At 72.7% G+C, this 12,901-nt stretch carries 9 protein-coding genes; 5 read left to right on the forward strand and 4 right to left on the reverse strand.

Features of this window, described 5'->3' with window-relative positions:
- Positions 1–2 precede the first annotated feature (2 nt).
- Positions 3–1,469 (reverse strand): NAD-dependent malic enzyme, encoded by a 1,467-nt coding sequence (locus tag ACSNN9_RS14735; RefSeq protein ID WP_358091703.1) that lies wholly within the window; start codon positions 1,467–1,469, stop codon positions 3–5.
- Positions 1,470–1,644: 175 nt separating this feature from the next.
- Here ACSNN9_RS14735 and hflX point away from each other — a divergent pair, with 175 nt between their 5' ends.
- The gene (gene hflX / locus ACSNN9_RS14740) at positions 1,645–3,096 is read left to right on the forward strand and encodes a GTPase HflX (RefSeq protein WP_357880628.1); all 1,452 of its coding nucleotides are present in this window, start codon (positions 1,645–1,647) and stop codon (positions 3,094–3,096) included.
- A gap of 51 nt (positions 3,097–3,147) precedes the next feature.
- Complete coding sequence (locus ACSNN9_RS14745) at positions 3,148–4,920, forward strand: hypothetical protein (RefSeq protein WP_436673662.1); 1,773 nt, start codon at positions 3,148–3,150, stop codon at positions 4,918–4,920.
- Positions 4,921–4,998: 78 nt separating this feature from the next.
- Here ACSNN9_RS14745 and lexA read toward each other — a convergent pair whose 3' ends face one another.
- Entirely contained in the window at positions 4,999–5,781 is a 783-nt protein-coding gene (gene lexA / locus ACSNN9_RS14750; protein ID WP_436673664.1) for a transcriptional repressor LexA, read from the reverse strand.
- Positions 5,782–6,348: 567 nt separating this feature from the next.
- Here lexA and nrdR point away from each other — a divergent pair.
- The 3 genes from nrdR (at position 6,349) to ACSNN9_RS14765 (ending at position 10,893) form a co-directional block, all read left to right on the forward strand.
- A complete protein-coding gene (nrdR, locus tag ACSNN9_RS14755; RefSeq protein ID WP_121395973.1) occupies positions 6,349–6,849 on the forward strand; it encodes a transcriptional regulator NrdR in 501 nt (166 codons plus the stop codon).
- Between the two features lie 68 nt (positions 6,850–6,917).
- On the forward strand, positions 6,918–9,791 hold the full coding sequence (locus ACSNN9_RS14760) for a vitamin B12-dependent ribonucleotide reductase (protein ID WP_436673665.1): 2,874 nt from the start codon (positions 6,918–6,920) through the stop codon (positions 9,789–9,791).
- Positions 9,792–9,957: 166 nt separating this feature from the next.
- A complete protein-coding gene (locus tag ACSNN9_RS14765; RefSeq protein ID WP_436673667.1) occupies positions 9,958–10,893 on the forward strand; it encodes a DUF2332 domain-containing protein in 936 nt (311 codons plus the stop codon).
- Between the two features lie 47 nt (positions 10,894–10,940).
- Here the strand turns inward: ACSNN9_RS14765 and ACSNN9_RS14770 are convergent, their stop codons facing one another.
- Positions 10,941–11,258, reverse strand: coding sequence for a TraR/DksA family transcriptional regulator (locus tag ACSNN9_RS14770; RefSeq protein WP_436673668.1), 318 nt, complete (start codon positions 11,256–11,258; stop codon positions 10,941–10,943).
- 347 nt (positions 11,259–11,605) lie between these two features.
- Positions 11,606–12,877 carry an MFS transporter gene (locus ACSNN9_RS14775; RefSeq protein WP_436673670.1) on the reverse strand — a complete coding sequence of 424 codons (1,272 nt, stop codon included), beginning with the start codon at positions 12,875–12,877 and terminating at the stop codon, positions 11,606–11,608.
- Between the last annotated feature and the right edge of the window lie 24 nt (positions 12,878–12,901).

The raw sequence follows: 12,901 nt of genomic DNA on the forward strand, positions 1-12,901 counted from the left end.
GGTCAGGGGGTGGCGCTGGCTCCGGCGGCGATCTCCGGGAGGTCGGCCGGGCCCGGGTCGGCGGCGGGGGCCGGGGCCGGGTTCTGGGCGGCGGCACGGACCGCCGCGGCGACCGCCGGGGAGACCCGGGAGTCGAAGACGCTGGGCACGATCACCGTCGGGTTGATCTTGTCCTCGCCGACCACGTCGGCGATGGCGCGGGCCGCCGCGATCGCCATCTCCTCGGTGAACTCCTCGGCGTGCGCGTCCAGCATGCCCCGGAAGACGCCCGGGAAGGCGAGCACGTTGTTGATCTGGTTCGGCTGGTCGGAGCGGCCGGTGGCGACCACGGCGGCGTGCTTGCGCGCCTCCCGCGGGTCGACCTCCGGATCCGGGTTGGCCAGCGCGAAGACGATCGAGTCCTTGGCCATCGTGGCGATGTCGTCGCCGGTGAGCAGGTTCGGCGCGCTCACCCCGATGAAGACGTCCGCGCCGCGTACCGCCCCGGCCAGGTCGCCGGAGTAGTTCTCCCTGTTGGTGTTCTCGGCCAGCCACTGCCAGGCCGGGTTGAGCCCGCTCTGGCCGCGGTGCAGGGCGCCCTGACGGTCGTACGCGATGATGTCGCCGACGCCCTGGCGCAGCAGCAGCTTCATGATCGCGGTGCCGGCCGCGCCCGCGCCGGAGACCACGACCCGTACGTCCGCGAGCTGCTTGCCCACGACGCGCAGCGCGTTGGTCAGCGCGGCCAGCACGCAGATCGCGGTGCCGTGCTGGTCGTCGTGGAAGACCGGGATGTCCAGCGCCTCGCGCAGCCGCGCCTCGATCTCGAAGCAGCGGGGCGCGGCGATGTCCTCCAGGTTGATCCCGCCGTACGCCGGGGCGATCGCCTTGACGATCTGCACGATCTCGTCGGTGTCCTGGGTGTCGAGCACCACCGGCCAGGCGTCCACCCCGCCGAAGCGCTTGAACAGGGCCGCCTTGCCCTCCATCACCGGCAGCGACGCCGCCGGCCCGAGGTTGCCCAGGCCCAGCACGGCGGAGCCGTCGCTGACCACGGCCACGGTGTTGCGCTTGATGGTCAGGCGGCGGGCGTCGGCCGGGTTCTCCGCGATCGCCATGCAGACCCGCGCCACCCCCGGGGTGTACGCCCGGGACAGCTCGTCACGGTTGCGCAGCGCCACCTTCGAGCTGACCTCGATCTTGCCGCCGAGGTGCAGGAGGAAGGTCCGGTCGGAGACCTTGCGCACGTCCACGCCGTCCAGCGCCGTCAGCGCGTCGACCACCTGGTCGGCGTGGCTGGCGTCGGCGGTGTCGCAGGTCAGGTCGACGAGCACGTGGGTCGGGTCGGAGTCCACCACGTCGAGCGCGGTGACGATCGCCCCGGCCTCACCCACGGAGGTGGTCAGCCGGCCGATCGAGGACGCGTCCGCCGGCACGGCGATCCGAATCGTGATCGAGAATCCGGCACTTGGAAGTCGGGTGATGGCCACGGGATCCCTCCGTCGACGCTGAACGGCTCGCCCCGCATTTCTACTCGCCCCTACGGGCCGCTCCGGCATCCGCCCCCACTTTTGTGGCCCGTTCGAGCGGGCATATAGCGGGTGCGTTCCGCGTTGGCACATGTCAGGATTGCTCGGTACGTGACAGAACGGACAGGAGACCGGCTTGCACAACCAGGAGACCCTTCTTCCCTACGAGGACGACGAGCTCGACGCCACCACCGGTGAGTTCGAGCTGTCGGAGCGGCAGGCGCTGCGGCGGGTCCCCGGCCTCTCCACCGAGCTCGCGGACATCACCGAGGTCGAGTACCGCCAACTGCGCCTGGAGCGCGTGGTCCTCGTCGGCGTCTGGACCGAGGGCTCGCAGAGCGACGCCGAGAACTCCCTCACCGAGCTGGCCGCGTTGGCGGAGACCGCCGGCTCGCAGGTGCTCGAGGGGCTGATCCAGCGGCGCAACCGCCCCGACCCCGCCACCTACGTCGGCCGGGGCAAGGTCGACGACCTCGGCGCGGTGGTGCTCGCCACCGGCGCCGACACAGTGATCTGCGACGGTGAGCTGTCGCCGTCCCAGCTGCGCAACCTGGAGCAGCGCACCAAGGTCAAGGTGGTCGACCGCACCGCGCTGATCCTCGACATCTTCGCCCAGCACGCCAAGAGCAGGGAGGGCAAGGCGCAGGTCGAGCTCGCCCAGCTCGAATACCTGCTGCCGCGCCTGCGCGGTTGGGGTGAGACCCTCTCGCGGCAGACCGGTGGTAGCGGTCGCGGCGGCGGCGCCGGCGGCGGCGTGGGTTTGCGCGGCCCCGGTGAGACGAAGCTGGAGACCGACCGGCGCCGGATCCGCCACCGCATCGCCCGGCTGCGCCGGGAGATCAAGGGCATGAAGACGGTACGCCAGACCAAGCGCGCCCGGCGCTCCCGCAACGCCGTGCCTGCCGTGGCCATCGCCGGCTACACCAACGCCGGCAAGTCGAGCCTGCTCAACCGGCTGACCGGGGCGGGCGTGCTGGTCGAGAACGCGCTCTTCGCCACCCTCGACCCGACCACCCGCAAGGCCACCACGGCCGACGGGCGGCTCTACACCCTCTCCGACACGGTCGGGTTCGTCCGCCACCTGCCCCACCAGATCGTCGAGGCGTTCCGCTCGACCCTGGAGGAGGTCGCCGAGGCCGACCTGGTGGTGCACGTCGTCGACGGCACCCACCCGGACCCGGAGGAGCAGGTCCGGGCGGTCCACGAGGTGCTCGCCGAGGTGGGCGCCGACCGGCTGCCCGAGCTGCTGGTGGTCAACAAGACCGACGCGGCCGACGAGGAGACGCTGCTGAGGCTCAAGCGGCTCTGGCCGGAGGCGGTCTTCGTCTCCGCGCACACGGGCCGCGGGATCGACGGGCTGCGCGAGGCCGTCGAGGCGCGGCTGCCCCGGCCGGCCGTGGAGGTCCGCGCGGTACTGCCGTACGACCGGGGCGACCTGGTGGCCCGGGTGCACCGCCAGGGCGAGGTGCTGAGCACCTCCCACCTGCCCGAGGGCACCCTGGTGCACGTCCGGGTCGGTGAGGCGCTCGCCGCCGAGCTGGCGCCGTTCCGGGCGGAGGAGGACCAGGCGGTCGCGGGCGCGCGGTGACGCCCTCCCGGCGTCACGCGCCGGAAACGCCCGGCATGCGACACTGATTCAATGCGCCGCGCTGTTTCTTCGGTCACGGTCGTCCTCGGCTTGCTGGGGGCGACCGTGGCGTGTACCGGGGTCGCCCTGGCAGCGGCGCCCGCCTCGGCCGCGTCCACGCTCGCGGCCGCCCCGGGCAAGAAGCGGTGCACGGTCACCGACGAGCGGCTGCGGGAGCTGTCGGGCCTGGTCGCCACCAGGAACGGCTACATCGTGATCAACGACGGCACCGAGGTGGAGAGCCGCAAGCGGGTCTTCTTCCTCGACGCCAAGTGCGGGATCGCGAAGGAGCCGGTCGGCTACTCGGGGCAGGGGCCGTTCGACACGGAGGACCTGGCGCTCTCGCCGGACGGCAGGACGCTCTGGATCGCCGACACGGGCGACAACGTCACCAGCAGCAAGCGGCGCGAGCGGGTGGCGCTGTGGAGCATGCCGGTCAGCGGGTCGAAGCGGCCGGTGCTGCACCGCCTCTCCTACCCCGAGGGCAAGCCGCACGACGCCGAGGCGCTGCTCATCGGCGACGACGGCAACCCGTTGATCATCACGAAGGTGATGTCCGGCAAGGCCCAGATCTTCACGCCCGCCGAGAAGATGAAGAGCGGGGACACCCCGGCCGTGCCGATGAAGAAGGTCGGCGAGATCAGCCTGCCGGAGACCGACACGGACAACCGGCTCGGCGCCCCGGGTCGCGTGGCGATCACCGGCGCGGCCCGGTCCCCCGACGGCTCCCGGGTGGTGGTGCGCACCTACGCCGACGCCTTCGAGTACGACGTGACCGACGGGAACGTCGTGGCGGCCCTGACGGGCGGCACGCCCCGGGTGACGGCACTGAGCGACCCGTTCGGCGAGGCGATCAGCTACAGCCCCGACGGCAAGACCTTCCTCACCGTCTCCGACGGCGGGCAGCTCGACGAGGACGCCCCGATCGACATCCTCGGCTACACGCCCTCCACGGAGGGCGCGAAGCCGGTGGCCGGCGGGGGCGACGCGCCGAAGAAGGCCGGCCAGTCCTGGCTCGACGGCCTGAGCCTGAGCGACATCACCTACCTGATCGCGGCCGTGGGGGTGATCGGCGCGCTGATGGTGGCGGCCGGTGTCTTCGGCATCCTCCGGGCCCGGCGCAAGCCGGCGCCTCCCCGCGGCGACGACGGCCCGGACCGGGACGACGTCCTCGCCGACGACCGGCCCGGGCCGGCGGACGACGGCTTCCTCCCACCGGGCGACCGGGGGCGGGGCGGTGTCTACGGCGGCGCGCCGGCGGGCGGGGTGTACGGCGGCCCGGCCGGCGGTGGGCGCGGCGGTCCCGCGCCGGCCGGCGGCAGGGCCCGGGGCGGCGCCCGCCCGGCTGGCGGCGGCGTCTACGGCGGCGCCCGCCCGGCTGCCGGCGGCGGCGGTGTCTACGGCGGCGGTCGCCCGCCCGTCGACGGGCCGCCCGGCCTGGGTGGGCCGCCGCCCGGTGGCCGCCAGGGCGGCGGGCGTCAGGGCGGCGGGCGTCAGGGCGGCGGTGCGGGTGGCCGTCAGGGCGGCGGCGGTCGCCAGGGTGGCGGTCGCCAGGGTGGCGGTCGCCAGGGTGGCGGGCGTCAGGGTGGCGGCGTCTACGGCGGCGGGGGGCAGCCGGGCGACGGCGTCTACGGCGGTGGCCGGGCCGAGCCGCCTCGTCGGGGCGACGAACCGGACCCCCGGGGCCAGCGGCCGGTGCGCCGGCGCGACGACGGCCCCGAGGACGGTCGCGGCTACGGCCACGTGCCCGGTGGCGGCCGGGGCTACCGGGGCGACCGTTACTGATCTCCGTCGGACCGTCGCTGCTGCTGCGGAGCGTGCCCCGGGTGACCGCCGACGGCGGCCACCCGGCGCGGTGGCGGATCAGATGCGGCGCAGCACCGCCACGACCCGGCCCATGATCGTGGCGTCGTCGCCAGGGATCGGGTCGAAGGCCGGGTTCTGCGGCATGAGCCAGACGTGCCCGTCGCGGCGGCGGTAGGTCTTCACGGTCGCCTCGCCGTCGAGCATGGCGGCGACGATGTCGCCGGCCTCGGCGGTCGGCTGCTGCCGGACCACGACCCAGTCGCCGTCGCAGATCGCCGCGTCGAGCATCGAGTCGCCCTTGACCTGGAGCATGAAGACCTCGCCCTCACCCACCAGCTCGCGGGGGAGGGGGAAGATGTCCTCCACCGCCTGCTCGGCCAGGATCGGGCCACCGGCCGCGATCCGGCCCAGCATCGGCACGTAGGCCGGGGCGGGGCGCTGCGAGCGGGCCAGCTCGTCGTCGACCTCGGCGGGCGCCCGGACGTCCACGGCGCGCGGCCGGTTGGGGTCGCGGCGCAGGAAGCCCTTCTTCTCCAGCTCCTTGAGCTGGTAGGCGACGCTGGACGGGGAGACCAGGCCGACGGCCTCGCCGATCTCCCGCACGCTCGGCGGGTAACCGTGCCGCTCGACCCAGGTGCGGATGAACTCCAGGATGCGGCGCTGCCGGGCGGTGAGATCCACCGTCGCGGGGTCGGGGAAGGCGCTGACCACCGGGGTGACCGGGCGCACGGTCGGCTGCCCGGTCCGGCTGCGCGCGGCGCCCCGGCGTCGGGTGGCCGGCGGGCCCGCCTCGGTGATCTGCTGCGGGCTCTTCGGCCGGCTGGCCCGATCCTCGGTCACGTCCGTCCTCCCTGGTCGGCGCTGGGTGCCTTGGCGGCTCGTGGTGCGTGCGATGGTGCGCGGTGACCGGGGAACGGAGGATTCCGCGCCCGGTTGTTCACGACCGTATAGGTGAGATCGGTCATTTTCAAACATCTGTACGACCTTGCTCGGCGTGTCGGGGTGAAAAACAGCCTCGCTCGTACTCGTGTTCTGATAAATGGTACGTCGGGTCGAACGGGTGTTCGACTTTCGTCCGATCGTCGGCCGTTTAGCCCCGGCTGGACCGGTAACCCGCGGGGTCGTCGGACGGTTGGTCCTCCGGCGGGTGGCGGTACCGGTCGACCCCGGAGTCGCGTGACGCGCCGGACACGCCGGCCAACTTGACCTCGGATCCGCGGCGGCCTACGGTCGACCCCTAGATGTAGTAGTCACACGGGCGTAAGTCGCCTACAGGTTGGGTTCGACTACCGACCGCACTCCGGCACCGTCGACACGGCGAAGACCATCGACAGATGGCTCCGTCGCGCTGACGCGTGCCCGGCAGGCGGTCGGCGGGCCCGCGATCGACGAAGGAGGTCGGGTGCGATGCGGTGTCCGTACTGCCGGCACGCCGACTCCCGGGTCGTCGACTCGCGGGAGGCCGACGACGGCCAGTTGATCCGGCGGCGGCGCTCCTGCCCGGAGTGCGGCAAGCGGTTCACCACGGTGGAGGAGGCGGTCCTCGCGGTCGTCAAGCGCAGCGGGGTCACCGAGCCGTTCAGCCGCACCAAGATCATCGGCGGGGTGCGCAAGGCGTGCCAGGGCCGGCCCGTGGACGACGACTCGATCGCGCTGCTCGCGCAGAAGGTCGAGGAGACCGTCCGGGCCAAGGGGGCCGCCGAGATCCCCAGCCACGAGGTGGGGCTGGCCATCCTGGGCCCGCTGCGGGACCTGGACGAGGTCGCCTACATGCGGTTCGCCAGCGTCTACCGGTCGTTCGACTCGCTCGCCGACTTCGAGCGCGAGATCGAGACGCTGCGGGCCGCCGCGCGCGCCCGGGAGGGCGCCGGGGCCGACGCGGCCGAGGCCGCCGGCCGTACCAGTTGATTTTTCCTTCAAGGTGATGACAGTCGGATCGGGCGGCGGGTGGCCGTGCGGACGAGGGGGCGGATGAGATGTCGGGGGACGGTGTGACAACCAGCAGGGCACGGAACAAGGCCGGCGCGGGGCTCAAGATCGAGCGGGTCTGGACGACCGAGGGGGTGCACCCCTACGACGAGGTCGCCTGGGAGCGCCGCGACATCGTCATGACGAACTGGCGCGACGGCTCGGTCAACTTCGAGCAGCGTGGCGTCGAGTTCCCGGAGTCGTGGAGCGTCAACGCGGCGAACATCGTGACCACCAAGTACTTCCGGGGCGCCGTGGGGACCCCGGAGCGGGAGTGGTCGCTGCGGCAGCTGATCGACCGGGTGGTCACCACCTACCGCACTGCGGGTGAGGAGTACGGCTACTTCGCCGGCCCGGCCGACGCCGAGATCTTCGCCCACGAACTGACCTGGATGCTGCTGCACCAGGTGTTCAGCTTCAACTCGCCGGTCTGGTTCAACGTCGGCACGCCGTCGCCCCAGCAGGTCAGCGCCTGCTTCATCCTGGCCGTCGACGACTCGATGGACTCCATCCTGGACTGGTACAAGGAGGAGGGGCTGATCTTCAAGGGCGGCTCCGGCTCCGGCGTGAACCTGTCCCGGATCCGCTCCTCCCGCGAGCTGCTCTCCTCCGGCGGCAACGCCTCCGGCCCGGTCAGCTTCATGCGCGGCGCGGACGCCTCCGCCGGCACCATCAAGTCCGGCGGCGCCACCCGGCGCGCGGCCAAGATGGTCATCCTCGACGTGGACCACCCGGACATCCAGGAGTTCGTGGTCACCAAGGCGCGCGAGGAGGACAAGATCCGCGCGCTGCGCGACGCCGGGTTCGACATGGACCTCGGCGGCGCCGACATCGTCAGCGTGCAGTACCAGAACGCCAACAACTCCGTCCGGGTCTCCGACGAGTTCATGACGGCGGTGGAGAACGGCGGCGGCTTCGACCTGCGCGGCCGGCTCGACGGCGCGGTGATCGAGACCATCGACGCCAAGAACCTGTTCCGCGCCATCTCCCAGGCCGCCTGGGAGTGCGCCGACCCCGGCCTGCAGTACGACGACACCATCAACGACTGGCACACCTGCCCGGAGACCGGGCGGATCACCGCGTCGAACCCGTGCTCGGAGTACCTGCACCTGGACAACTCCTCGTGCAACCTGGCCTCGCTGAACCTGATGAAGTTCCTCCGCGCCGACGGCGGCTTCGAGGTGGAGAAGTTCGTCCGCTCCGTCGAGTTCGTCATCACCGCGATGGACATCTCGATCTGCTTCGCCGACTTCCCGACCGAGAAGATCGGTGAGACGTCCCGCGCCTACCGGCAGCTGGGCATCGGCTACGCCAACCTCGGCGCCCTGCTGATGGCCTCCGGCCTGCCCTACGACTCGGAGCAGGGCCGCTCGGTCGCCGCGGCGATCACCTCGCTGATGACCGGCACCGCCTACCGCCGCTCGGCCGAGCTGGCCGGCGTCGTCGGCCCGTACGACGGCTACGCCCGCAACGCCGAGCCGCACAAGCGGGTCATGCGCAAGCACGCGGCCGCCAACGACGAGATCAAGCCCTCGGGCACCGTGGCCACCGCGATCGTCCGCGAGGCGACGAAGCAGTGGACCCAGGGCAACAAGCTCGGTGACAAGTTCGGCTGGCGCAACGCGCAGGCGAGCGTCCTCGCGCCGACCGGCACCATCGGCTTCATGATGGACTGCGACACGACCGGCGTGGAGCCGGACCTGGCCCTGGTCAAGTTCAAGAAGCTGGTCGGCGGCGGCTCGATGCAGATCGTCAACCAGACCGTGCCGCGCGCCCTGCGCAGCCTCGGCTACCCCGAGGAGCAGGTCGAGGCGATCGTCGAGCACATCGCCGACCACGGCCACGTGGTCGACGCCCCGGGCCTGAAGCCGGAGCACTACCCGGTCTTCGACTGCGCGATGGGCGAGCGGTCCATCGCCCCGATGGGCCACGTGCGGATGATGGCGGCCGTCCAGCCGTTCGTCTCCGGCGCCATCTCCAAGACGGTCAACATGCCGGAGCAGGCGACCGTCGAGGACGTCGAGAAGATCTACTTCGAGGGCTGGAAGCTGGGCCTCAAGGCGCTGGCGATCTACCGCGACAACTGCAAGGTCGGCCAGCCGCTGTCGGTGGCGAAGTCCAACAAGGCCACCGAGGCCGCCCCCGCCGAGGTGGAGAAGGTCGTCGAGAAGGTCGTCGAGTACCGCCCGGTGCGCAAGCGGCTGCCGAAGAAGCGCCCGTCGGAGACGGTCAGCTTCTCCGTCGGCGGCGCCGAGGGCTACCTCACCGCCTCGTCCTACCCGGACGACGGCCTCGGCGAGGTCTTCCTCAAGATGTCGAAGCAGGGCTCGACCCTGGCCGGCGTGATGGACGCCTTCTCGGTGGCCATCTCCATCGGTCTCCAGTACGGCGTCCCGCTGGAGACGTACGTCAGCAAGTTCACCAACATGCGCTTCGAGCCGGCCGGCATGACCGACGACCCGGACGTGCGGATGGCCGCCTCGGTGATGGACTACATCTTCCGTCGCCTGGCGCTGGACTTCCTGCCGTACGAGCGCCGCGCGGAGCTGGGCATCTTCACCGCCAGCGAGCGGGCCGCCCAGCTCCGGGCCGAGGCGGAGGCGGAGGCGAGCGGTGCGGACCTCACCGCGATGGCCGCCTCCGCCCCGGTCGAAGCGCCGGTCGAGCCGAAGACCGGCCCGGTCGCCCAGCCGGCGCGGGAGACCGCCGACGTCGCCGCCGCCAAGCCGGCGCCGTCCGTGGGCTCCAGCACCGAGCTGCTGGAGGCCGTGATCGGCAAGGCCGCCGACGCGCCGCTCTGCTTCACCTGCGGTACGAAGATGCGCCCGGCCGGCAGCTGCTACGTCTGCGAGGGCTGCGGCTCCACCAGCGGCTGCAGCTGACGTACGAGTGACAACGGTGGGGCGGCGGACATCCGCCGGCCCACCTTGCTCGTTGTGGACGTCTGTTCACGACGCCGAGGACCTGACCGGTCTGCCCCGCCGGGCGGTCGCACCGGCATTTCCTCAGGGGCTCCGGTCGTGAGGCGTCGACAGCGATCATCGAAGGATGACGACTGCCCAGAGGTACGCCGAGTTCGGCGCCCGGGAGGCGCGCGGCGTGTTGCCGGCGTACGAGCGCCTGTCCCTCGCCGTCTCCGGTGACGACGAACTGCTGACCCTGCTCGCTGCGCTTCCGTCGGCCAGGCGGCAGCCGAACCTGCTGTTCGGCGTCGTACGACTGCTCGGCGGGCCGGTCGACGACCCGGCGGCCTTCCGCGACTTCGCGCTGGCGAACTGGCCGGCGATCGAGGCGGAACTGCGCACCCGCGCGACCCAGACGAACGAGCCCGGGCGGTGTGCCGTGCTGCTGCCCGTGCTCGCCGCGCTGCCGCAGCCGCTGGCGCTGCTGGAGGTCGGCGCGTCCGCCGGGCTCTGCCTCCACCCCGACCGGTACGCCTACCGCTACGGCGACCACACGCTCGGCGCGGGCGAGCCGGTCCTCGAATGCGCGGCCACCGGTCTGGCCCCGCCGGAGCGGCTGCCGGAGGTGGTGTGGCGGGCCGGCCTCGATCTGAATCCGCTGCGGGTGACCGACCCGGCGGACGTCGCCTGGCTCGACGCTCTCATCTGGCCGGAGCACACGCACCGCCGCGCGCGGCTGCGGGCCGCCGCGGCCGTCGCCGCCGCCGACCCACCGCTGCTCGCCCGCGGCGACCTGGTGGACGACCTGCCCGCGCTGGCCGCGCGGGCGCCGGCCGGCGCGACGCTGGTGGTGTTCCACACCTCCGTGCTCTACCAGGTGCCGGCGCCGCGCCGGGGGGCGTTCGCCGACGTGGTACGCCGTCTGCCCGGCCACTGGATCTCCAACGAGTCCCCGGACGTGCTGCCCCACGGCGCGCTGCCGGAGCCGCCGGACGAGGCGCTGCACAACGTGCTCGCGCTGGACGGGCGGCCCCTGGCCTGGACCCGCCCGCACGGCCAGGCGATGAGCTGGTTCGGCTGACCCGACGGGCTGCCGCGCCGGAGGACGGCACGGCAGCCCGCGTACGGTCAGTGCTGCTTCTGCTGGCAGGGCACGCAGAAGCGGGCGTGCGGCAGCACCTCCAGGCGCTCCCGGGGGATCGGGGCGGAGCACCGCTCGCAGATGCCGTACCGGCCCTCGGCGAGGCGGCGCAGCGCCCCGCTGATCTGGTCGATGCTCTGCCGGGTGGCGGCGATCAGCGCGCTCTGGGTGTGCGCCTCGCCCGGGTCGCCGGTGTCGGCCGTGAGCTGGGTCAGCCGGACGGTCTGCGCCTCGAAGTCGTTCGTCAGGGTCGTCCGCAGGTCGTCGAGCCACTTCTGCTCGCTGGACTGGGTGGGCGTGGTCATGGCGTAGCTCCTCTGGGGAAAAAGAAAAGGGCCGAAGCTGGATAGCTTCGCCCTGGTGGCCGTTCGCAAGAGTTGCAACCGGTCCACGGAGGGCTACGCCCGGCGGGGCTCGGCAGTCGGGAGGCGACCGAGCCGGCGCACGACGGTGCGACCGCGGATCGCACCACCCGGGTCGCCACGGTCACCCGCAGGGCACACCGGCAGGCAGCAGCGGACGCCGCCGTCACCATGACGGCGGTGCTGCTCTGCTGACCGGTCGAACACATGCAGCCACCATAGGCCGGGCGGATCGGAAAGCCAACGTGCTTCCGTGCGCACGAGGGTCGGCCGGTGCCCGGGTCACCCGGTCAGGCCGTCGGCATGTCCCGCATCCGCCGCAGCGGGGAGAAGACGACGAAGAGCGCGGCGCTCCAGGTGCCGAGCACGCAGATCCACAGCGCGGGCCGCAGCCCGAGCTGGCTGGCGAGCGTGCCGCCGGTGAGCGCGCCGAGGGGGATCACCCCGAAGCAGACCCAGAGGAACGCCGCGTTCACCCGGCCCAGCAGGGCGGGCGGGGTGATCCGCTGCCGGTACGTGAGGGTGGCCACGTTGTAGAGCACCACGTTGGCGGAGAACGCGGCGAGGCCGACGCCGTAGAGCAGCACCCCCCAGCCGGGCCGGGCCAGGGGCATGAGCAGGTAGAGCGGGCCGGGGGCGGCCATCGCCACCCAGATCACCCGGGCCGAGCCGAGCCACGTGGTCAACCGGTCGGCGACCGCGCCGACCACGAGGCCGCCCACGGCGCTCACCGAGAAGACCAGCCCGACCAGCGCCGGCGTGGCGTGCAGCTCCTCGAGGAGGAAGACCACCTCGATGGAGCCGGACGCCATGACGAAGAAGTTCGAGGTGGTGATGCAGGCCAGGATGCGGCGCAGGATGGGCTGGCGCCGGATGAAGCCCAGCCCCTCGGTCATCTCGACCCGCAGCGGCACCCGGTCGCGGCGGGGCGCGGGCTCGGCCGGCGCCTGTCGGATCAGCAGCAGGGTCAACCCGCTCACGGCGAAGGCGAGGCCGGTGACGACGAAGGTCCGCGCGGCGCCGACGAGCCCGACCAGCACGCCGCCGATCGTCGGGCCGACGAGTTCGGCGGAGTCCTGGCTTACGGTGAGCTTCGCGTTGGCGTCCACGAGCCGGTCCGGCGGCACCAGCCTCGGCATCATGCTCTTGTGGGCCACGGTGAACAGGACGGCGAGCACGCCGGAGAGCCCGACCACCGCGTACAGGAAGCCGAGGGTGAGCCGGCCGGCCAGGGCGACCACCGGCGCCGACAGCAGCAGCGCCGCGCGGCCCAGGTCGCAGGCGACCATCAGCCGCCGCTGGTCCACCCGGTCGGCGAGGATCCCGGCGGGCAGGGAGAAGATCAGGTACGGCAGCCAGGCGAGCGCGGTCAGCAGCGCGACCTGGAAGACGCTGGCGTCGAGCGTGCCGACGGCGAGCAGCGGCACCGCCACGCTGGAGACCCGGGTGCCCAGCTCGCTGACCGTCTGCCCGGCCAGGAGCAGCCCGAAGTCGCGGCTGCGCAGCAGCGAGGGCCGTTTCGGGGCCACACCTCCGGCGGGCCTGGCCGCCTGCTGCGTCACCTCGGGTCCCCGGCCCGCGCCGGC

It is taken from the genome of Micromonospora sp. URMC 107 (assembly GCF_051386315.1).
GTDB lineage: Bacteria > Actinomycetota > Actinomycetes > Mycobacteriales > Micromonosporaceae > Micromonospora.

Coding starts and splice junctions, on each gene's coding strand:
- ACSNN9_RS14765 (WP_436673667.1), top strand. CDS start 9,958: ATGACGACTGCCCAGAGGTACGCCGAGTTCGGCGCCCGGGAGGCGCGC.
- ACSNN9_RS14745 (WP_436673662.1), top strand. CDS start 3,148: ATGCGCCGCGCTGTTTCTTCGGTCACGGTCGTCCTCGGCTTGCTGGGG.
- ACSNN9_RS14760 (WP_436673665.1), top strand. CDS start 6,918: ATGTCGGGGGACGGTGTGACAACCAGCAGGGCACGGAACAAGGCCGGC.
- nrdR (WP_121395973.1), top strand. CDS start 6,349: ATGCGGTGTCCGTACTGCCGGCACGCCGACTCCCGGGTCGTCGACTCG.
- ACSNN9_RS14770 (WP_436673668.1), bottom strand. CDS start 11,258: ATGACCACGCCCACCCAGTCCAGCGAGCAGAAGTGGCTCGACGACCTG.